This window comes from Okeania sp. SIO1H4 (assembly GCF_010672695.1).
GTDB lineage: Bacteria > Cyanobacteriota > Cyanobacteriia > Cyanobacteriales > Microcoleaceae > Okeania > Okeania hirsuta.
Genome location: NZ_JAAHGB010000094.1, coordinates 1 through 21,442, shown reverse-complemented (window position 1 = coordinate 21,442; position 21,442 = coordinate 1). Strand labels below are relative to the sequence as shown.

18 protein-coding genes are annotated in these 21,442 nt (G+C 34.7%); 4 read left to right on the top strand and 14 right to left on the bottom strand.

The features are described from left to right. Positions 1 to 894 precede the first annotated feature (894 nt). Complete coding sequence (locus F6K06_RS30440; RefSeq protein WP_124146984.1) at positions 895 to 1,467, top strand: pentapeptide repeat-containing protein; 573 nt, start codon at positions 895 to 897, stop codon at positions 1,465 to 1,467. A gap of 543 nt (positions 1,468 to 2,010) precedes the next feature. Here F6K06_RS30440 and F6K06_RS30435 read toward each other — a convergent pair. From F6K06_RS30435 to F6K06_RS34390, 3 genes are all read right to left on the bottom strand, one after another. Beyond that, a complete protein-coding gene (locus F6K06_RS30435) occupies positions 2,011 to 3,159 on the bottom strand; it encodes a histidinol-phosphate transaminase (protein ID WP_287244421.1) in 1,149 nt (382 codons plus the stop codon). 721 nt (positions 3,160 to 3,880) lie between these two features. After that, the gene (locus F6K06_RS34395; protein ID WP_353734915.1) at positions 3,881 to 4,060 is read right to left on the bottom strand and encodes a hypothetical protein; all 180 of its coding nucleotides are present in this window, start codon (positions 4,058 to 4,060) and stop codon (positions 3,881 to 3,883) included. Between the two features lie 135 nt (positions 4,061 to 4,195). Continuing rightward, positions 4,196 to 4,561 (bottom strand): hypothetical protein, encoded by a 366-nt coding sequence (locus F6K06_RS34390; protein ID WP_353734916.1) that lies wholly within the window; start codon positions 4,559 to 4,561, stop codon positions 4,196 to 4,198. A 796-nt stretch (positions 4,562 to 5,357) separates the two neighbouring features. Here F6K06_RS34390 and F6K06_RS30425 point away from each other — a divergent pair. Next, a complete protein-coding gene (locus F6K06_RS30425) occupies positions 5,358 to 5,504 on the top strand; it encodes a hypothetical protein (protein ID WP_287308990.1) in 147 nt (48 codons plus the stop codon). 89 nt (positions 5,505 to 5,593) lie between these two features. Here the strand turns inward: F6K06_RS30425 and larE are convergent, their stop codons facing one another. The 4 genes from larE to fraC form a co-directional block, all read right to left on the bottom strand. Next, positions 5,594 to 6,421, bottom strand: a complete 828-nt coding sequence (gene larE, locus F6K06_RS30420; protein ID WP_124146982.1) for an ATP-dependent sacrificial sulfur transferase LarE — start codon at positions 6,419 to 6,421, stop codon at positions 5,594 to 5,596. A gap of 876 nt (positions 6,422 to 7,297) precedes the next feature. Beyond that, on the bottom strand, positions 7,298 to 8,071 hold the full coding sequence (locus F6K06_RS30415) for an ABC transporter permease (protein WP_124146981.1): 774 nt from the start codon (positions 8,069 to 8,071) through the stop codon (positions 7,298 to 7,300). 41 nt (positions 8,072 to 8,112) lie between these two features. Beyond that, on the bottom strand, positions 8,113 to 9,153 hold the full coding sequence (locus tag F6K06_RS30410; RefSeq protein WP_124146980.1) for a DUF5357 family protein: 1,041 nt from the start codon (positions 9,151 to 9,153) through the stop codon (positions 8,113 to 8,115). Further along, entirely contained in the window at positions 9,150 to 9,653 is a 504-nt protein-coding gene (gene fraC, locus F6K06_RS30405; RefSeq protein WP_124146979.1) for a filament integrity protein FraC, read from the bottom strand. Before fraC ends, F6K06_RS30410 begins: the two co-directional genes overlap by 4 nt. Positions 9,654 to 9,975: 322 nt before the next feature. On the opposite strand from fraC, the gene F6K06_RS30400 reads away from it, so the two are divergent. Next, on the top strand, positions 9,976 to 11,109 hold the full coding sequence (locus F6K06_RS30400) for a cob(I)yrinic acid a,c-diamide adenosyltransferase (protein ID WP_124146978.1): 1,134 nt from the start codon (positions 9,976 to 9,978) through the stop codon (positions 11,107 to 11,109). Between the two features lie 539 nt (positions 11,110 to 11,648). On the opposite strand, the gene F6K06_RS30395 is transcribed toward F6K06_RS30400, so the two are convergent. Further along, positions 11,649 to 12,074, bottom strand: coding sequence for a hypothetical protein (locus tag F6K06_RS30395; protein WP_287244415.1), 426 nt, complete (start codon positions 12,072 to 12,074; stop codon positions 11,649 to 11,651). A 470-nt stretch (positions 12,075 to 12,544) separates the two neighbouring features. Next, a complete protein-coding gene (locus tag F6K06_RS30390) occupies positions 12,545 to 13,129 on the bottom strand; it encodes a hypothetical protein (protein WP_287244413.1) in 585 nt (194 codons plus the stop codon). A gap of 111 nt (positions 13,130 to 13,240) precedes the next feature. Between F6K06_RS30390 and rpsD the strand changes: the two genes are divergently transcribed. Further along, entirely contained in the window at positions 13,241 to 13,849 is a 609-nt protein-coding gene (gene rpsD / locus F6K06_RS30385) for a 30S ribosomal protein S4 (protein WP_124146974.1), read from the top strand. Positions 13,850 to 14,534: 685 nt separating this feature from the next. On the opposite strand, the gene moaA is transcribed toward rpsD, so the two are convergent. The 5 genes from moaA to F6K06_RS30360 all read right to left on the bottom strand — a co-directional run. Further along, positions 14,535 to 15,521 carry a GTP 3',8-cyclase MoaA gene (gene moaA / locus F6K06_RS30380; RefSeq protein WP_124146973.1) on the bottom strand — a complete coding sequence of 329 codons (987 nt, stop codon included), beginning with the start codon at positions 15,519 to 15,521 and terminating at the stop codon, positions 14,535 to 14,537. Between the two features lie 414 nt (positions 15,522 to 15,935). Next, positions 15,936 to 16,613, bottom strand: a complete 678-nt coding sequence (locus tag F6K06_RS30375) for a hypothetical protein (RefSeq protein WP_124146972.1) — start codon at positions 16,611 to 16,613, stop codon at positions 15,936 to 15,938. A gap of 150 nt (positions 16,614 to 16,763) precedes the next feature. Then, positions 16,764 to 18,158 (bottom strand): nucleotidyltransferase domain-containing protein, encoded by a 1,395-nt coding sequence (locus F6K06_RS30370; RefSeq protein ID WP_124146971.1) that lies wholly within the window; start codon positions 18,156 to 18,158, stop codon positions 16,764 to 16,766. A 286-nt stretch (positions 18,159 to 18,444) separates the two neighbouring features. Next, positions 18,445 to 20,382 carry a glycosyltransferase family 39 protein gene (locus F6K06_RS30365; protein ID WP_205127679.1) on the bottom strand — a complete coding sequence of 646 codons (1,938 nt, stop codon included), beginning with the start codon at positions 20,380 to 20,382 and terminating at the stop codon, positions 18,445 to 18,447. A gap of 23 nt (positions 20,383 to 20,405) precedes the next feature. After that, a partial coding sequence (locus tag F6K06_RS30360) for a transposase (protein WP_287244407.1) occupies positions 20,406 to 21,442 on the bottom strand: 1,037 nt, incomplete at its 5' end.

Here is a 21,442-nt window from a genome sequence, read left to right as displayed (position 1 = left end):
GTTGATACTGAAGTAGGGATGTACCCATGACAAGGGACGTTTAAGAGAGGAGCCGGATGAGGTGAAAGTCTCACGTCCGGTTCTGAAGACGAGTCGGTCAAGGTAACTTGCCTGGCTTAGTTTAACACAGCGATGTTTTATCAGGCTTTAGTAAGATTAGGAAGGGTAGAACAGGTTTCATCAGAATATATTGTGACTCCGAAAAATTAAAATCGGCTGTCTTTTTTGATGAACAGTTTTTCTCTAAATATTTACCCTAAATAATCAATGTCTAAAACACCCGGTTTCTCCTAGAGACCGGGTTGCTAAATAGAAAGTTTAGATCGGCTGCAATGTTATATCATGTCCGGTTGAATACTTATAAATAAGGAGTCAGTAGGGAAGAAGAAGGAAGTTTTTCCTGAACGCTATTAAAGGGATATAATATTACTATTCATTGATCATATAGCAATGTGCGCTGGCATATTTACAAATTATAATAGATGTCCAATAGCTAAAATCCTATATTATAGGTTTTTTATTTCCCCTGTTGCCTGTTGCCTGTTGCCTGCGCACAGCGCTATACCAGGCGCGATCAATGTTGCCTCAAAAACATATAGATAATTTTGGTATTAGAATTGCTCTGTTTTTCTCAAAACTTATTTATCTAATTGAGCGAGAAAATATATTATTATTATTGGTTTTGTTCTTACTTATTTCAACTTCGGTTATTCCTGATTCCTTTCCTACAGCATTTGTAAAATTATTTTTAACCCATGGTATAAGTTATCAGTAAATAAAAACTTGACTCTGGACAGGTAGCCAACCTAATAAAAATAATAATTAGGTAATTTAGTTGACTTAATTAGTTGATTAAGTGAATATTTTTCTTTAAAGTAATTAGAGGATATTAAGATGGATTCAAAAGAATTAATTGAACGCTACAATAATGGAGAAATTGACTTCACAGGAGTAGATTTGCGGAAAGCTAACCTAGAGAGAGCTAATTTACACAGAATATGTTTACGGAATGCTTGCTTAGAAAAAGCTTCTCTCGAAAAAGCAGACCTACGAGGAGCTAACCTCAGAGGAGCAGACTTAACTGATGTTAGAATGAATCGTGCTTCATTGATAGATGCAGATCTAAGTGAGGCTCAAGTTAAAGGGTCGGCAGAATTTCGTGAAGCAGACTTTTACAGAGCAGACTTAACTAAAGCAAATTTAAGTGGGGCTGACTTTCGTGAGGCAGATTTTCGGGAAGCTTCTTTGCGAGAGGCTTGTTTAGAGGGCGCTTCGTTACGAGAGACAGACCTGCGTTTGGCTTCATTAAGTGGAGCAAATCTCAAAAAAGCATCTTTGCGGAAGGCCAATTTATATAAGGCATCTCTAAGTCAAGCTGACTTAACTGAAGCTGATTTAAAGAATGTAGACCTAACTCATACAAATTTGCATGGCACAATAATGCCTGATACTACGGTACATGAGTGAGAAATTTATCCATAACTAACCGATTAACTCTTCATACTCATTCTGCCGACTATAGTTACAATTTTGAAATATAATGACCGAAAAATTCTGGTCAATAACCTCCCCTTTTGAGAGGATAAAAAGCAGTCGTTTTGCTGGCGCACAACTCCGTTAACGCTGCGCGACATGTTTGCGTTTGCGCAGCATCCCGTAGGGAAGCATTCCGTAGGAAAAAGCGGAGCTTCCCGAAGGGTGGGATGGCGCAGGTTTCCTGCCCCATATCCAATGGACTAAGAGAAAAGAGAATATTCCATATTTCAAGCATCAGGCTTTCCTACGGAATGCTGCGCAAACAGCTAGAGGTACTGTTAACGCAGTTCCCGCCTTAGGAGGCTAACTGATAACTGAAATGACTTGATGTTAAGACAATTGCCTAAGATGCTAATTTTTTGAACCATTAGGACCATTAAGCTTGGACTTTTTTTAACTAAAAAATGCGCTCAACCTTTATATGTCAATGCTTTTAGATTTAATCAGCAAGCCCTAATTATTAATTATTAATTATTAATTATTAATTGTTGAAAAAATACCTTTAATTCTCTCAATTGTACGCTGATTTTCTTCAGGAGTTCCTACCGTAATTCTTAAACCACCACCTGTATGACGAATTAAAGTTCCCTGATTTTTAAGTTGCTGCATAAAATTATTTAAACCTTCTTCTTGAGACAGATTTTCTCCTAATAAACTCAACCCTTTATCTGTAAGTCTGGCATAAAAGAAATTAGCCGTACTTTCCCAAACTTTTAGAGCTGAAATTTCGCCAAAACTCTCAAATAACTTAGTTCTTTCTGTCAAAATTTCCGGTATAAAAGATAGTACATCTTGTCTGTGGAAAAGCACTAATTTAGCAGCAGCTTGAGAAAAACTTGGTAAGTTGTAAGGAAGGCGAACTTTTTCCAAATTAATAATAACTTCTGGATGAGCGATCGCGTATCCTACCCGAAGCGAAGCTAATCTAAAGGCTTTAGAAAATGTTCTTAAAATTACCCAATTAGGGTGTTGGTTTAATTGTTCAGCTACAGTAGTCTGACTAAATTCAAAATAGGCTTCATCAATTACTACCATAATTTCTTCAGGCAAACTAAGTAACCATTCTAATTCTTTAGCAGTTAAAGCATTAGCTGTAGGAGAGTTTGGGTTAACAACAAATACTACTTTTACAGTTTGGTTTTTTGTTTGATTAATAGCATCCTGAGCTGCAGAAATATCTATTTCAAAATTTGCCTCATTTCTACCAACATTGACTATGGGAATACCAAGAGTTTTAGCAAGAATAGAATACATAGAAAAAGTAGGAGTAGCAGTTAAAATAGAACTTTCTTCTCCTAAACAAGTAGCAATTAAAATAGAACGGATTAACTCATCTGAGCCATTACCAACGGAAATATTATCGCCAGAAATATTAGCTGATGGAGTTGCTTCATTCACATATTGAGCTATAGCTTCTTTAAGTTTAAAATGACTGCCATCTGGATAACGGTTTGTTTCAATTAATTCTTGATAATTTCCAGCTAACTTTTGTTTTAAATCATCTGGTAAATCATAAGGACATTCATTAGTATCCAGTCTATCTAAAGGAATTTCTGAACTGCCACCAGGATGAGGCGTATAAGCTTTAAGATTACTCAGGTCTGAACGAATAAAAGGTAACATAAATTTTTTAGAGTTATTTTTACATCCTAATTAGGGTTTGCTGAAAAAGTCTTTTAGTAGGGGTAGAAGATAGGAGACAGGAGAAATTGGAATGAGCTAGGAGGTAAGATTCAACAATTAATAATTAATAATTAATAATTACCTCTCCTTGAAAACGGAATTGATTGACTAATCATGAAAAATTTTTCTTGTTTCTCTTTGAAAGGAGAGGATTTTTACCTTCATTATTCGCTAACAATTGTCAGAATGATGTTTCTGCCCAAGTCTTGCCTAAAATACTAACTTTTTGAGCATAAAGAGCTGAAAATTTTGCACTGTAATTCGACCCCAAAAAGGCTAAAGCCTTTATATGTCAATGGTTTTAGATTTAATCAGCAAGCCCTAATTAGAGGATGTCATTTATTATAGACTTTGCCACAATTTTTGGAAATAGGAAACTGTTAAGAAAGAGTTGATTTCTATATATAGCAATATGATTTGAGTTGTGAGATATTGGAAACTTTTAGGGAACACCGGAACTGGGCGCTGGAAACAGAGAAGAAGAAAAAAAATCCTTTTTTCGGTAATTGTTAATTCTTGAATTATTCCTTCATTAATTATCTTTTTATTTTGGATTTAATACCCCACTGTCACCCGCAGTGTTTACAATTGGTCGGGGTTTGAGTCCCCATCCATTTTTTCTTCCTTCCTTCTTCCTTCTTCCTTCTTCCTTCTTCCTTCTTCAAACAAATATTTGCAACATTTGATTACCTCCTTTCTGAAATTCATAAGTTACTTGTTTAATTTCTGCTTTATATCCTTTAGTTGTTAATTTTTCAATTATTGGCGTTAATAATGATGAAATTTCTCCAGAAAGTTTAAGCAAAGGAAAAATTCGTACTTGTTTGGCAACTCGACACATTTCTAAAATTGATTCTAGATGAAATTATGCTGAGAGATGCTCAGAATATAAAAATAGAAAATGGTTGCATAAAGCTAAATCAAATTTGTGATTATTAAAAGGAAGTTTCGGCAATTCAGCAGTTAAATAACGTTTTTACTGAAACCCATCAGAAAAATCTAATAAAAATTTTTCCATTGTTGCCATTATGACCTTTAGTAGATTTTCTGGCGACTGTAGATTTTGCCAAACAAAAGTATCATAATTTGCCTTTACTTGGTCAATAATATTTTGAGAAGTTGCCTGAATACGTTGAGAAATTTCATCAGCATTAAACTGATATATTGGGTCGCAGGAAATGACGTTATATCTTTCAAAAGTCATTTCATAATTAAAACTTGACGGTCCTGCTGCACAGTCAATAATTTTTAATTTCTTCTCTTCTGGAGTAAGGTCGAACATAGAAATATATTCGTCAATATTTCGACCCCAAGGAACTATTTTTTCTAGTTCAATTGTCATAGTTATTTTTTAGGAGTCAGAAGTCAGGAGTCAGGAGTCAGAATAAATCGCTTTGATACTATTTATTAGGTCACAATTTATCTTTTTTGTCCAATGGATATCTCCTATAAAGTATTTTAATGACTCTTATTATTCGTAACATTCTTTTTCCAAATTGGTATTAGATCCCACTACATCCCTCAAATTTTGGTGCTTCACAAAATGATTTGACTATTGCGATATACGCAACACAGAGAGGAAGTAGATATTTTTCTACAACACACTCTAAAGTTATGCGCTTCACAAAATGATTTGACTATTGCGGCATACGCAACACAGAGGGGAAGTAGATATTTCTCTACGACACACTCGGAAGTTATGCGCTTCACAAAATGATTTGACTATTGCGACATACGCAACACAGAGGGGAAGTAGATATTTCTCTACGACACACTCGGAAGTTATGCGCTTCACAAAATGATTTGACTATTGCGGCATAGGCAACACAGAGGGGGAAGTAGATATTTTTCTACTACACACTCGGAAGTTATGCGCTTCACAAAATGATTTGACTATTGCGACATACGCAACACAGAGGGGGCAGGGCAAACGCATCTCGTCAATAAACTAGGGGTAATTATCAATAAACCGGGTTTTATTGCGCTTGTTGACAATAGACTTTCAACATATAGTGTCTATAAAATCAAATAAACACTACATATAGGGAACGGCAAAATAAGATGCGTTTGCCCTGACAGAGGGGGAAGTAGATATTTTTCTACTACACACTCGGAAGTTATGTGCTTCACAAAATGATTTGACTATTGCGACATCCGTAATAGAAGGGGAGTTAGATATTTTTCTACTGCAAACTCTAAAGTTATGCGCTTCAGAAAATGATTTGACTATTGCGACATCCGCAACACATAGAGTAAGTAGATATAGCAGTCCCCAAGGTGCTTAGGACATAAAGAGCAAATATAGTATTGGCGGAGCAAGTGTGGCCACTATTCGCCTAATTATGGAAATAATTTAATTTCTCGGAAATCTACCCTAAACTTTTCCTCCCAATACCTCCGGTGACAAAACCTGATTTAACTTCCCACTCCGGTATCCTTCTAAATCTAAAGTGACATAAATAAACCCAAACTCTTTAAATCTTTCTACCAACTGAGGTAAATTTATTGTCAACACAAATTCTTTGATTTGTTCTGGCGGAAGTTCAATTCTGGCAGTATCTTTTTCCGAACGGACTCGTAAATTTTTTAATCCCAAATCTCGCAAATATCTTTCCCCACGACCAACTCTTTGTAACTTTTCAAAAGTAATTTCTTCCCCATAAGGAAAACGGGAACTTAAACAAGGTTGAGCTGGTTTATCCCACCAAGGCAAACCCAATTCTTTAGCAAGTTGTCTAACTTCAAACTTACTAATTCCTAATTCTGCTAAAGGCGATCTAGCTCCTCTTTCTTTTGCTGCTTGAATACCAGGACGATAATCTCGTAAATCATCTGCATTTACCCCATCTACTACATAAGAATAACCCTGCTTTAAAGCTAAAGGTTTAAGAGTATCATGCAATTCACTTTTACAAAAGTAACAACGATTTATAGGATTAGAAGTATAATTTGGATTCTTCATTTCATTAGTTTCTACTTCTTCATGGGAAATGCCAATTACTGCTGCTTGAATACGAGCATCTTCTAAATCTTCAGGTAATAAAGAGGGAGAAATAGCAGTTATAGCTAAAGCTTTATTTCCCAATACATCATAAGCAACTTTTGCTACTAAAGTGCTATCTATTCCGCCGGAGTAAGCAATCAAAGCTTTCTCCATTTCTGAAAATATTTTTTTCAGTTCTTTTAGTTTTTTTGTTAACATTATTTTCTCTATTTATTGATTTTTACTGTTGTTAATTTAATTATTATTGATTATAGCAATTATAGAAGGAAGAGGGAAGAAGGAAGAAGGAAGAAGGAAGAAGACATATTAGATCTTCTGTTGTTTTAGAGATTCCATAAGTCAAGAGTAGTAATGGAAGTTGCTTATAGATGCTAGTAGGGTGCGGTGGAAATACAGCTACTATTTTTATTGATCACTTATTACTCAGTTTTTTGTACAACCTCAAAGCTTCCTCTAGTTAATTGACTTGAGAAAAACCAGACAAATTATTTTTTCTAATACCATTTTAAAATCAAGATTGCCCTAGTCAGATTTTGTGGAAAAATCATCCATTCCTTACCATTGCTAGAATTAACTATTAGCCCAACTTTTCTCACCTACAACCTCAAAGCTTCCTCTAGTTAATTGACTTAAGAAAAACCAGACAAATTATTTTTTCTAATACCATTTTTAAATCAAGATTGCCCTAGTCAGATTTTCTGGGGAAATTCTCAATTAACTGCCATTGCTAGAATTAACTATTACCCAACTTTTCTCACCTACAAGCTCAAAGCTTCCTCTAGTTAATTGACTTAAGAAAAACCAGATAAATTATTTTTTCAAATCATTTTCAAATCCAAGTTTCCCTAGTCAGGTTTTGTGGGGAAATTCTCAATTTCCTACGATTCTTGAAATTAGAACACTTTGCCCAGATAGTGAGGTACAGTTTTAAAATTAATCTCTTTTCTCTACCCCCTACTTCCTACTCCCTAAATTCCTAAAATTTTGTACCTCCAAACTAGAAAAATTGTATAAATATTAGCTCAAACTTTCTCAGCGACAACCTCAAACCTACCACCTAAAACTTTTTTCAATTCAAAACTCTCGCCTAGCAAAAATAGCTATAGTAATTGATAAAATCAACATTGTATAAAGCAAAGCATAACCAAAATTAGTAACTAAAGTAGCTATACTTGGCAGTAGACCATAAACTGAATCATTTTTCAAATCTAATCTGCTTAAATCTGGCAATACTACATATAATCCCATCATTAACTTTTTAATTCCAGGATTATCACTTAACTCACCCAATTTAACCAAATCTCTACTTAAATTCCCCATTAAATAAATGCAAAATGTAAATAATGTCGCTAATAGGGAACTGGTAAATACACCAAATAAAATTGCTACTGCAGTGAGTAAAGACAACTGAATAAATATAAATATTACTGCTACTAAAATACTAGCTATAGGATATGAAATTCCACTTAAATTCAGAATTAATCCATATATTATTGTCATAGCCAACAATAAAACAGCCAAAACTGCTGATAAACCAATATATTTACCAATAATTAACTCCGAACGACTTAATGGTTTAGCAATCAAAACATAAACAGTGCGTTTTTCAATTTCTTTATTCACCAAAGCAGTGCCAATAAAAACCGTCACTATCAAACCTAAAACACTAATAACTGCTAACCCAAAATCTAAGATTATTTTATCCTCTGTACCTACAGATAATTCTGGGATTAATCTAATAGCAGCAATCATTAATAAAGCAAAAAAAATAATTAAATAAAGGATACGATCACGAATTACTTCCCAAAATACATTTTGAGAAATTGCCAGAATTCTCCCTAGATTCATAAAATGTTTCCTAACCTCCTATTTCCACTTATTTTTTATCTCTAAATTTTTGTCACATCTTCTGACTGGTTTTCTGGTTTAACCAGTTTCTTTTCTACAGCACTACATTCAACATTTCCAACTCTAATTGGTACTGCTTCATTTTGTGAAGTATTACCATAACTTCTTTGACCTACTTTTTCTTCGATTTTACAATTTTTACTCAGATAATAACCTTCATCTTTTGCTGTAATTCCTTCCCAAAATAATTGTAACTCTAACTGATATCCAGACTGATTAGCAACTATTGGCGTTTGTAACTTCCAGAAATCATCTTCTTTAACTTCAGATATTTCTTTAGTCACTTCATCTTTAATATTTTGCAGTTTCAACTTCATATTAGGTACGGATAATTCCACTCTTTGAGTTGCTAACTGATTGTTCAATTTCTCTTGCATTAAATTCAGAATTTTTGCGCCTCTATAATCGTTTATTGAAGGCTTTATCAGTCGATAAACAAATGTACTTTTACTCAAATCATCCTCTCCCATGGTGGGATATTGTTGTACTATTCCCTGAATCACAAAATATAATCCCAACCAACAACTAACCAAAAAATTGACCAAAACTAAAATGACAAAACTAGGCTTTGATAATACATCAACTTTTTGTTCTGTCGATTCTTCCGGAGTATTCAATACCAAAATTATCGCTGCTATGCACACTGCAATTATTGGCCAAGATATTATAGCTACATACTTCAAATTTATCTCTAATTTTTCATATAAAAGAAAGCAAATTAACCCTGCTGTAATCCAGGGACTTAAACTGATACCTCGAAATACAAATGGTTTCTGAGTTGTCAACCATCCGACAGCAAATGTTAAAAATAACCAGCTTAAAACAGAGATAAAATCAACTTCTACTTCCCTATTACTATCAATTTCAGACACAGCTATTGACACCAGTAATAACATTCCGCTCAACAATAAAAATGTTTGCCAATGCCAGAACTTAGGAGGAAGTAATAAATTTAGTAGATTCTTTAAAAAGTCCGTAATACCTTTAAACAGATCGGTAAAACTTTTCCAAATTTCTTTCATGTTAATTCAAACCTCTGCAGAAATAAAATAGATACTATTGCTAAATGACTGCAAGTATGAGCCAGTGTAATTACTAAAAACTTTGGCGTTCTTAATTCTCCTAATGCTCGTGATAAATCAATCATATTACCACTATTTTTAGGCTTTTCATTCCATAAATTTTCACAGAAATTAAAACCGATAAACTTCACAATTAGAGAAATCAAAAAGCTCAGAAATATGAAAAGTATAAATACAGGATAAATTGTGCCTATCTTACCAAATAAAATATAAGCTACGATTTCTTTTTCCAACAAACCTGGGACAATACTTACTACATAAAAAAAGGATATCCATCCTATACAAGTAGAAATTAAATTCATTACAGTTGCATACTCAACACTAACTTTTGGAATAAAATTAAGTCGGTATTGAAGAAAAAATGATTCAATGGCAATTACTAATAATAATATTAAAGATCCAGAGACAATAGCCCTCAAAGGCAAAATAGTTAAGTTCATAGCTAATTTTTGGGGACAAAGTAAATAAAATATGATTCAGTCGGTCTAAATTTTGATATTATCTAAGTTAAGCTGATATAAATTCCGCTAACTGTGTTAAAAAATGTGAATTGCTCTAATATAAACTTCATTTAGTTGAGTTACATAATGATTAAAGTAATCAGTAGCGAGAAGGTAAGTTGCTTTAGAGAAACTCTAATATTGTCTATCCCTCCTTCCTTATTTCCCGATCGTCACAGTTAACTTGTAAGTTTTGTCCAATACGGAATTACTATCAAAAAAATAATTACAAATTATAAATACCTACTTACTTATGAGACCTATGAGAAGAAACGGGATTGGCATACGCACTGCACAAGCCATGTCAGAAAGAATTGTGGGACAAATTCATGTTTACGATGGCTCCAGCAAAGGTAAATCTCAAGCAGCATTAGGAGTAGTTTTACGTTCCATAGGTCTAGGGATACATTCTGACTCTCTAACTAGAGTATTACTACTGAGATTTCTCAAAGGTCCTGACCGTTCTTATGATGAAGATGCTGCTATAGAAGCCTTACAGAAAGGCTTTCCTCATCTAATAGACCAAGTACGCACTGGTAGAAGTGAATATTTTGGCCATGATGAAATTATTACATTTGACCGTCAAGAAGCCCAAAGAGGTTGGGATGTGGCCAAAGGAGCGATCGCTTCTGACTTATATTCAGTTGTGGTCTTGGACGAACTAAATCCAGTTTTGGACTTAGGTCTGTTACCAGTGGATGAGGTCATTCACACTATAAAGGATAAACCAGAACAGTTAGAAATTATTGCGACAGGTCGTGCAGCTCCTCAGGCATTGTTGGACATCGCCGACTTACATTCAGAAATGAAACCCCATCAACACCCAACTGCTCAAGCTCATAATATTACAGGGATTGAAATTTATACTGGTGCTGGTAAGGGTAAGTCTACTAGCGCTTTGGGTAAAGCATTACAGGCCATAGGTAGGGGTATTAGTCAAGACCAATCTCATCGAGTCCTAATTATACAATGGCTCAAAGGAGGTATTGGTTATACAGAAGATGCAGCGATCGCCGCTTTACGTCAAAGCTACCCAAATTTAGTGGATCATCAACGTTGTGGTGGAGATGCTATTGTGTGGCGAGGACAACAAAAAGAAATAGATTTTGTCGAAGCAGAAAGGGGTTGGGAAATAGCTAGGGCAGCTATAGCTTCTGGTTTATATAAGACTATTATTTTAGATGAACTTAATCCTACTGTAGATTTAGAATTATTAGAAGTAGAGCCAATAGTTGAAGCTTTATTACGCAAACCAAAAGATACGGAGGTAATTATTACTGGTCGTTGTCTTAATCCACCAGCATATTTTGATTTGGCTAGCGTTCATTCAGAGGTTTTCTGTCATAAACATTATGCTAATCATGGGGTGGAGTTAAAACGTGGAGTTGATTTTTAAAAAGCGGTCAGTAGTCAGTCGTCAGCAGTCATCAGTCAGCAGTAAACGTTTAGAAGGGGAATGTTACCCCTCTGCGCACCTTCCGGTTTATAGAAACTGGGGATATTTTACCCAAGTAGGAGCAAATGGCTATTCGCCCCTACAAGCTGATAGTTGTTTGCATAGCATTCTGGTAGGGAAATGCGCTCAAGCTAATAGCTAGTTAGGGTTTGCTGATTAAATCTAAAAGCATTCACATATAAAGACAAGTGCCTTTTTGGAGCCTTTAAAAAGTACCTGGTTTTCAGCTCTTCACGCCCAAAAAGGAGCGTATTTTAGGCGCATAGTTGGACAGAAAAATCTTGGGAAAATTCTTACTCCTACCTCCTCTACATTCCCATTTCTCACCTTCTGGGAGGGGTTAGGGGTGGGTTGTCTCCTGTCTCCTACCCCAGCAAAAAGACTTTATTCAGCACACCCTAATTAAAAAATCAAAAAACTCCCAGCTTTGAGTAACTGGAAGTCCTACAGAAAATTATTTTTGTCCTATGGCAAGAAAATTATTTGACGAGAGAAATTTCTTTTTCAGCTTGCTCAGGTACAACTTTATTATCTTCAACTAAGTCTAGCTCGCCACCAGGTGCTTCAGGATGTTGTTGAACAACTGTTTCTTCTGCTGGTACTTCCATAAACTCATCGCCAGCATCAACATCAGCTTCTGCTTTACGAGTAATATAACGACTAGCAGAAAAAGCACCTAATCCCATTAAACCTACTGTACCAGCAGCAATACCAGCAATAGCAAAGTCAGACTTGCCGGGAAAATTTTTGCTTAACCAAGAGTTTAGTGAAACTAATGATGTTTTCGACATCGAATCTTGACCCTTGTTGCTGAAAATACAAGCTTCTGCGGTACTAGAAAAAAGTACACCACCAGCGATCGCTACAGTAGACAAGACACTGGCCATAATATGATGTTTTTTCATTGTTTTTCAGTAAAGTAGCTTTTGATTAAGGGATCTTAACAGCACTTTCTAAAAGTAGCAACCAAGTGGGGGAGTAGGGGAGAGGGGGAGCGGGGGAGTAGGTAGGGACGTTGCATGCAACATCCCTACAGAGAAGTATAATGCTTATGAATTAGTATAATTTTTCTCTGTCTAAAGTTCATCACTAGTATATGTCAAATACCCAGTAGTTCCTTGCTATAATTTAGAGAAGTTCATCCTGCCTAAAACTTGCCTTACAAGTTCAAAAATATATACAGTAATTACCTAATAATTAAGGTTTAAAATATCTTATTCTTTAAACAAATCAATAAAAAAGGCGTTGCTGAATTAAGGTCTGAAAATCAAAACTGAAGAATTTAAAATATTTGTCATTCAATAGTTTAGCAATCGCCAAAAAACAAAAAATATAAATATAGCAGTCGAAGGAAAGGTTAGGAAAGATCGAAAGCTTAAAACTCAGATTTCCTTCTTCTATCTGGAGAAATATCGCTGATTTCTTCATCAGGATTGAGACAATTAGATAATAATTCTTCTGTAGTTAATCCAACATTAGTACTTAAACCAACCACACAAAAAGAAAAACGTTCGGGAAGTAAACTAAGACGACAACTTTCTAAAATAGCAGCTTGATTAGACTTATCTCTAATTGATTTATTAATTGTTTCTACACAAGTGCCCAACTCATCAACTCTTCTAACTCGTTGACAATTAAATAGAATATCTTCTGCTGAAAGTTCTTCTGTTGTACTATCATATATTTTTGTAACGCATCCTGATAAACCTCTGGGTTTGAGAGCTGCACCACAAGCATTAGCTACTTCTGCTTCAGATAAACCCACACTTAGCAATTCTTCAGAGCAAATTTTAAAAGATTTTTTATTTGCTTGAGCTGTTGCTAATTCCGGATTAACTATCAACAGGCCATAACTAAAAACTCCTAATAAATAAATCCAGCGCCAATGAAAGAATTTAATAGATAGAGAAAACTTCTTAAGGAATAAATTAGAAAAGTTAATGTTAGAAATATTAGGCATAATAAATAAATCAATAGGTTTACTATTCAAGAAAGGTCAATTGACAAAGCCTTGGTTAAATAGTATATAATATAAGATTGTGGTTAAATTTGATGTTAATGAGGAAATTATATGTCTCGATATAGAGGTCCACGCTTAAGAATAGCGCGTCGTCTTGGTGACTTACCAGGACTGACTCGCAAAAGTCCCAGACGTGCTTATCCCCCTGGTCAACATGGTCAAAATCGCAGAAAGCGCTCAGAGTATGCAATTCGACTAGAAGAAAAGCAAAAACTGCTTTATAATTATGGTCTCAGAGAACGGCAACTCCTACGTTATGTAAAAAAAGCTCGTCGTGCAGCAGGTTCCACAGGACAAGTATTATTGCAACTACTAGAAATGCGTTTAGATAATACTGTATTTCGTTTAGGAATGGCACCAACTATTCCCTCAGCACGACAGCTAGTTAATCATGGTCATGTAACAGTAAATGGTAAAGTTGTTAGTATTGCTAGTTATCAGTGTAAACCAGGAGAGGTAATTAGTGTTAGGCAAAAAGAGGCTTCTCAGGAATTGGTAAAAACTAATCTTCAATATCCTGGTTTAGCTAATATTCCTAGCCATTTAGAATTTGATAAAAATAAACTTGTTGGTAAGGTTAATAGTATTGTGGAACGGGAGTGGGTGGCACTTCAAATTAACGAACTATTAGTTGTGGAATATTACTCCAGACAAGCATAGAGATTTTATATCAGGGAACAGGGAACAGGGAACAGGGAACAGTAGGAAAAACATTTTCCCTTCTTTGGTTTATTATCAGTCTATGTCCTAATTAGGGTTTGCTGAAAAAGTCTTTGAGTAGGGGTAGGAGACAGCTATACTGGAGACAGGAGACAGGAAAAACGGGCAATGAGCGAGGAGGTAGGAGTAAGAATTGTTCCTTGATTTTTCTGTCATGCTCTTGCCTAAAATACGCTTCATGCATGAGCGTCAAGAGCTGAAAACCAGGCACTTTTTAAAGACTCCAAAAAGCCTAAAGTCTTTAGATGTCAATGCTTTTAGATTTGATCGGTAAGCCCTAATTAACTCGTTCTTTGCTATAGTTTTTTATCTTAAATTTTTGATTTACTCAACTAAACCCCGTTTAGTTTATTTTTAGGCGGGGTTAATGAAGTTAGAAGTCAAAAGTCAAAAATTAAGAGTCAGAATTTTTTTTGGTAACTGGGATTTTGAACAACTCTCCAAAAACATTTCGCCTCAAAAGGCTGGGTTTTAGACCCAATTATTTTGATAATATTGAAGAAGACAGAAGGCAGAAGGAAAAATTGCTGATGATAGTCAACGACCGATCATTTCGTGTCTTATAACCCCAAACAATTTTAAGCACTCCCGTTGATAACTGATAACTGATAACTGATAACTGATTTCAACCACCAATTTGTGACATAGTTCGACCATAACTTCCAGTAGTGCCAGACTCTCTTTGTTTAAAATTAATTTCTGGTTTAATACCCAACAAATATTCTACCTGCTGCCGTAACTCCTCAACAGAAACCCCACTACGCAGCGCACTTTTTAAATCTATTTGACCCATTTCATTCAAAAGGCAAGGTCTTAACCATCCATCTGCTGAGAGACGCATTCTATTACAGCGATCGCAAAAACATTCTGACATTTGACTAATAAATCCCAGTGTCCCTTTTGCTCCAGGAATCTGAAATACATCGGCAGGGCCATTTCCTTTAACAGAAGATTCTGTCAACCCCCATCGTTTCCTAATTTTTTGCCGTAATTCTTCTGAAGATATCCAACCTCGATCGTCAAATAATTTATCGTTACCAATGGGCATAAATTCAATAAATCTAACGTGCCAATTACGGTCAATAGTTAAAGCTGCTAAGTCTAAAACTTCATGGTCGTTAACCCCAGGAATTACCACTACATTTATTTTTAAAGGGTCAAAACCTACATCATAAGCAGCTTGAATGCCATTCCAAACCAGTTGCCAACGACTACGACCCCGATTACCAATAATTATATTAAAAGTATCTGAGTCTAGAGAATCTAAACTAATATTAACTCTTCTCAAGCCAGCTTTATATAAATCTTTTGCCATACCCGCCAACAAAAATCCATTGGTGGTCATTGATAAGTCTTGGGTCTCTGGGAAAGAGGCGATCGCTTCTACTAAATCTATCACACCAGGACGTAATAAAGGCTCGCCTCCGGTTAATCGAAACTGAGTAAAACCTACAGGAATAAAAACTTCTTTTAGTAGAGTTAATAATTCATTATGAGTTAGTAAGTTTTGTTGTAATACATAGTTAATTTCTGCACCTTCTGGCATACAATATTGACACCTAAAATTGCAACGATCTATCAGACTAATTCTTAAATAATCAACTTTATTCATGTTAAAAATATTGTATGGAATACAATTTGATATTATACTGAATAGCTAAGATATTTCTTAGGAGTCAGGAGTCAGGAGTCAGGAGTCAGAATGAATGGCTTTAATAGCAGTTTTTAGGTCTGAATTTATCTTTTTAGCCTAAGATATATCTCCTATAAAATATTTTAATGACATAGTCAGAGTTAAAGACGGAAAAAAGCTATAGCAGGGAATAGTTCAGGAAAGCAACAGCTCATCTGTGAGAAAAGTAAAGTATCTCTTGTGTCTTACAGTTCATCATCAACATAAGTCAAACACCAACTCGTTCCTTGCTATAGAATTTGGATTCTAAATTTCAGTAAGTTGCATAGATAAATATCTGAGCATTATTAAAACAGATTCTTTTGATGAAGTTTAGGTAGGAAAATATTTTTCTTACTGTTGCCTCTTGACTATTGCCTGTTCCCTGCAATAGCACAAAAGTGCATAAATAAAGACAACAACTCCTAACATTTCAAAAAACTCTTCAATCGTTACCAAGATTTCATAAAAAAAGTTATTAGTATCATACAAATAAGCGTAATATCCACCAACCATTTCCATCCCTATTCCACCTCCAACATAAAATATTCCAGCGAGAAAAAATAGATATTTTATTTTTCTAGGCAGAGACTGAAGAAATTTTAGATAAATGAATAGAACAGTCATAACTAATATTAATCCTGGAATTACCCAAGTGTAATAAAATATTCCCGTCGCATTCAGCATATCTCGCAAAGGATGAATTAGTTGTTCGTGCAAGCTAATTGTTTCATCAAGTCCTAGATAGAAAAATATGACAGATAGACCTATCCACTTCCAAAGATATTTATCCTTCTGTTGCCATTTTTTATGAGAAATTATTCCCAGAATGACACAGCAAAAAAATAAACTAAAAGATGAAAATAATGAAGGAATGGTATATTCTCCATCTACATTAAATTTATCAATCAATTCGGTAGAATTAGAGAAACCATAATATTGAAAAAACTGCCCGGTAATACTGGCAATAGTTAAGCCAATAACAATAAATATCAGAAATATAATGGTTTTTTTGGGAGATAAATAAATCATATTAAAGTTACTAATTTAGGAGCGTGAAATTTTGGCGACATAATCTAAATTTTGTAACGCCCCGTTCACCAGTAGCTAGACAAGGGGATTTTTACGAGTTACTCATGCCAAAATATAGCATGAAATTATCAATCTTTTATTACTGCAAACCTAAAGAATCTGCTCTCGATTATCATAAATAAGTTCCATTTTTGATAATTCATTTTCCGAGCAAATAGTAAAATATATTTTAATTTCACTTCCTTGAAAATATTTATTTATTTCATTTTTTATAAGTTCAATTCCACTCATTGCATTCTTATCAGGATCAACTAATATTATATCTATGTCATTAAATATTTTATGCCTAAGATAAGAACCGAAAAGATAAACTTTACAATTACATTTAAGAATTTCACTTTTTTTCAATGCAGATGATAATCTACTTATCCTGCTTGCTTTCTCATCCTTAAGCAAATAGTTAAAATATTTTTCCCCTTGATAACGAATTGCTCCCATGAATTCTCTGAGCATAAAAAGACCAATATTACTATTGATACATTCTTTTTTAGCACTTATAGAATAATTAGAATAGGGATTAGAGCAAATAATAGCGTCTATATTTGGATCGACTGATTGAATCTTTTCAAGTGTATATTCAGTAAAGTAATAGGTATTAGTAACAAATACTTTTAGTTCCCTTTCATCACTTAAAATAACTTTGAATATTGCCCTATTTAAAGCATTCATTTCTTTGATAAATGAATGATTTGCTAAATACTCATTTATATATTTGGATATAGTATATTTTCTGTACTCTATTTCCTCTTCCCCTCTAACTTCTAAATCTTGCGTTTGTATTCCTAATTTATTTTTCACAAAATGATCGAACTCTCGTGGAAAAAGTTTGTAATCATTTACCTTCTCTTCAAAAAGACAATTTTCTTTGAAAGAATCCGCATGAATTTTATATCGAAGCATTTGTCTATAAAGCTCCCAAGGATATTTAAAATTGCGTTTATTCCCTTCAATTAAATCAATAATTTTTTGATTATTAGGTAAAATTGTGTCAAGACATCTTTTCTTCCATACTTTTTTCACATCGCCTGAATTTCCTTTTGTTGCCTGTTCTGAAAATGGACCATATTCCTCAAAAATAGACCTATTTTCTTCTAAAAGGTCATTTACTTCTCTCAAAATCTCATTTTCATCAGTGGTTACCAGAGTCTTAAAAAGTGCTTGGATTTTACTAGAGTGTTGCTCTTTCCATTCGCAGATTTTTTCGACTGAATATTTATCCTCAAGTTCATCTATCATCTTATGGCAATCAAGACAAAGCATAATTAAGTTAGACGTACCATTCTTTTGTATAGAATCAGCTAGTGCGTGTTCTGAGCGATGTCCAGTATTTCCTGCCCCAATAATATGAGCAGCATTGGCTATACTGACAGATTCATCTCCAATATCCGAAAACAGGTACTTATGACAACTAGGGTTTTGACAAAATCCTCCGCACTGAGACCATAACTTTCGTTTTGTATTAGTTGATATTGATTCCCTAGCCATTTATGATATTTGCTGTATTGATTTGGATGAAGGTTTGAATAAGTAATACTAACATGAGATTTCTAATATTTAGGCAATTCTCTAATGTCTAATTTATAGTTAAGACGTACCGCCTTTTTAGGCTTATAAAAATCCCTTCGTTCAAAAGTTTATCACCAATAAATCTAACAATAAGTTTACCTTTTAGCGTTAGTTTTCATGGATAATTTTGCAGAAAAATATAGTATTTGAAAAAGCATATATTAATCTTTGAACCCACTGATATATCCAACAAAAAAATCAAATTTTAACGACAATGATACAACTTATAACGATAACCATTTATTTTAGGTAGAGAATTAGAATACTTCCGACAATTGAAAGTTTCTAAATCGCTTCCTTCCACTTTCAAATTAACTGCCCATAAATCTAGAGGTCGTGGTGTTTGAGAAAGGAATTTAGCCAAAGCTGAATCAGGAATTAATCTTTGCTCTTGTTGTCTTTTCATTAATAAAAATCGAGGTTGAAAAAAACTAGAGATATTGATTTTCTCTTCTTGACGTTTAAATTCCAGACCAAGGGCAATTAAAGCCCGAATTTCAGCATGAGTTTGATAAGTTGTAGCAATTAAAGACGGATTTTTAGACTGTTTTTTAATTGCCTCAACTAAAAGGTCTGCACGCCGTGATTTTTGATATCCATAATTACTAACCACCGTTAATCCACCGCATAAACCCATTAACAAAACAACAACAACAACTCTTTTATTAATCAGTTTTAAATTTGCCGAAATTAAATCTTTTTTCGTTGCTCCTTCCCCTTTTATTTTCCCACTTCCCAACTTCTGTAAAAAATTTATTAACTGGAAAAATTGAAAATTTTTCTCCTTCTCAGAAAAAACATTTTCCACCTCTGCCTGATTTTCCAAATTATCAAAATAATTGGGTCTAAAACCCCACCTTTTAAGGCGAAATATTTTTGGATAGTTGCTCAAATCCCCGTTATAAAAATCACTTCTGATAACTTCGTTAACCCAACACTTGCCCAAAATTGCCGCCAATAAAATAATGACAATAGGAAAATAAACAAAATGATAACGAGCAGCAAGAGATAAATCTTTACCCATACCATAAATAATAAGTAAAAATAAAGCGATCGCTCCTACAAAAAAACCGACAAAAACCTGAAAAGACAAACGGTTATCAATATCATTCATCTGTACTTTCCCACCTTGCCATAAACCAGGAGCAACCCAAACCAACATAATCAAAAGTGTCACTCCAGATAAAATAGTCACAAATAAACTTGTCCCTTCAATGGGCAAAAGCCATACCATTGTCAATACCCAACCCAATAAACGAGGGATAGGATGCCAAATTTCATCAAGCTCAAAGCTAGTTGATATCCAGTCAGTAAGTTGACTATTGCCAATACCACCCATAATAGGCAACCAAACCAAACAACTAATAAACGTTCCCAGAGCAACCAAATAAATTCGCCACCAATAACGTTGAAATAGGTTTTGAATATCTCTCAACCAAAACCAAGCAATAACTAACCCCTCCGCACTCAACGCCAAGGCAAAAAAATAGTGAGTGGAAATTCCCAAACTATTAATTATAACCCAAAGAAACCCCAGCCATATTGGAAATATCTTGCGTTTTTGGAGATAAGGCATTATTGCTGTCAAACAAGTTACAGAAGCAATAATCCATAAAATAGTTAAAGTGTAATGACGAGATTCTTGGGCGAGGTAAATGCCATAAGGAGAAATTGCCATTAATGCTGCTGCTATATGACCTATTAATGGAGAAAACGCCAAGCAACCCAAGCCAAAAATTGCCGGAATAGCAATTACACCAAAAATAGCACTGAGCGATCGCCCTACCCAAAGAGAAACCAATTCTCCGTCAGTGGTGAATAATTTAAACCACAAATGATTTAGTACAAAATAGAGTGGAGGATGATTATCTTCACCCAGTAGATGATGAATAACATCGGTAGGAGTAGAGGTTGACTCAAATTGTAAGGGTGACAGTAATTGGTCTAGACTAATAACTCGATCTAAAGGTAGGTCAAAAAAGCTATGACCTAGACTATAACCCAATGTAGCAATTTCGATAGATGAGGCAGATTTTTCAGCTAAGTTTGTCCAACGTAGAGTAATGCCTAGAACTATCCAACTAAATAGCAGTATTAGATGCAACCACCTCTGATGATTTTGGTTAACTCGATCATTTCTCATTCTTTTGAGTGACATCTCCCACACTAAGCTGACGCTATAGTATGGACTTCTCGTTTCCTAGCCCCGGTATCCCGTCGGGCTCCACGAGCTTTAAGGACGGAATGCCCTACCGCCCTATTTTTGATATTTATCGCCGCATTTAAGTCGCGGTCTATTACTATGCCACAATGCGGACAAGAATGAGTTCGTATGTCTAATTCTTTAGGGACTTTTTCTCCACAATTTGAGCAATCTTGGCTTGTATTTTTGGGGTTCACAGCTATAGTCTTTTGTCCAGCATTTCCAGCTTTGACAGTTAAAATAGATAAGAATTGTCCCCATCCAGCATCATTAATTGATTTACTCAAACGGGTTTTTGCTAGCCCTTTAATATTTAAGTTTTCATGGGCGATAACTTCAGCTTTTGATAATAATTCATTGGCTGTTTTGAAGTGAAAGTCTTTACGCTTGTCAGCTACTTTTTTATGTTGTTTAGCCACAGCTAGAAGAGCTTTTAACCATCTTTTGCTACCTTTCTTTTTACAGGATAAGCGTTTTTGTAGAGTCTTTAATCGCTTCTGAGATGAGCGATAATATTGAGGAATGGGAACCGACTCTCCGTTACTTGTTACCAAAAAGTCTTTTAACCCCATATCTATCCCCAAAGTATTTTCTGAGGTAGGTTTAACTTCAGTTGTGAACTGAGGAACCGACTTATCTTCTAGGGATAGCGTCACATAATAACCATCAGCTTTGCGACTAATAGTAACAGTTTTGATTTGAAATCCTTCTGGTATTGGTCGATGCTGAATCAACTTTACCTTACCAATTTTGGGCAAGTTTATCTTGTTTCCTTCAATGCAGTCTTGCTTGATTTGAGGATAGCAAAAGCTTCGATAACGTCCTTTTCCCTTAAACCTTGGCTTCCCTAATCTAGTTCCATTTTTGTCTGCCTTAAACCATCTATCAAAGGCAAGTTTTACCCGTTTTGTGCAGTCTTGTAATACCTGAGAATGAATTAGCTTGTATTCAGGAAACTTATCTTTGGTATTGACTAAATCTCGTTTTTGAGAGTAATAAT

Bases quoted from the DNA above. Each gene is read 5' to 3' on its own strand.
- F6K06_RS30440 (WP_124146984.1), top strand. From the start codon at position 895: ATGGATTCAAAAGAATTAATTGAACGCTACAATAATGGAGAAATTGAC.
- F6K06_RS30435 (WP_287244421.1), bottom strand. From the start codon at position 3,159: ATGTTACCTTTTATTCGTTCAGACCTGAGTAATCTTAAAGCTTATACG.
- F6K06_RS34395 (WP_353734915.1), bottom strand. From the start codon at position 4,060: ATGTGTCGAGTTGCCAAACAAGTACGAATTTTTCCTTTGCTTAAACTT.
- F6K06_RS34390 (WP_353734916.1), bottom strand. From the start codon at position 4,561: ATGACAATTGAACTAGAAAAAATAGTTCCTTGGGGTCGAAATATTGAC.
- larE (WP_124146982.1), bottom strand. From the start codon at position 6,421: ATGTTAACAAAAAAACTAAAAGAACTGAAAAAAATATTTTCAGAAATG.
- F6K06_RS30415 (WP_124146981.1), bottom strand. From the start codon at position 8,071: ATGAATCTAGGGAGAATTCTGGCAATTTCTCAAAATGTATTTTGGGAA.
- F6K06_RS30410 (WP_124146980.1), bottom strand. From the start codon at position 9,153: ATGAAAGAAATTTGGAAAAGTTTTACCGATCTGTTTAAAGGTATTACG.
- fraC (WP_124146979.1), bottom strand. From the start codon at position 9,653: ATGAACTTAACTATTTTGCCTTTGAGGGCTATTGTCTCTGGATCTTTA.
- F6K06_RS30400 (WP_124146978.1), top strand. From the start codon at position 9,976: ATGAGAAGAAACGGGATTGGCATACGCACTGCACAAGCCATGTCAGAA.
- F6K06_RS30395 (WP_287244415.1), bottom strand. From the start codon at position 12,074: ATGAAAAAACATCATATTATGGCCAGTGTCTTGTCTACTGTAGCGATC.
- F6K06_RS30390 (WP_287244413.1), bottom strand. From the start codon at position 13,129: ATGCCTAATATTTCTAACATTAACTTTTCTAATTTATTCCTTAAGAAG.
- rpsD (WP_124146974.1), top strand. From the start codon at position 13,241: ATGTCTCGATATAGAGGTCCACGCTTAAGAATAGCGCGTCGTCTTGGT.
- moaA (WP_124146973.1), bottom strand. From the start codon at position 15,521: ATGAATAAAGTTGATTATTTAAGAATTAGTCTGATAGATCGTTGCAAT.
- F6K06_RS30375 (WP_124146972.1), bottom strand. From the start codon at position 16,613: ATGATTTATTTATCTCCCAAAAAAACCATTATATTTCTGATATTTATT.
- F6K06_RS30370 (WP_124146971.1), bottom strand. From the start codon at position 18,158: ATGGCTAGGGAATCAATATCAACTAATACAAAACGAAAGTTATGGTCT.
- F6K06_RS30365 (WP_205127679.1), bottom strand. From the start codon at position 20,382: ATGAGAAATGATCGAGTTAACCAAAATCATCAGAGGTGGTTGCATCTA.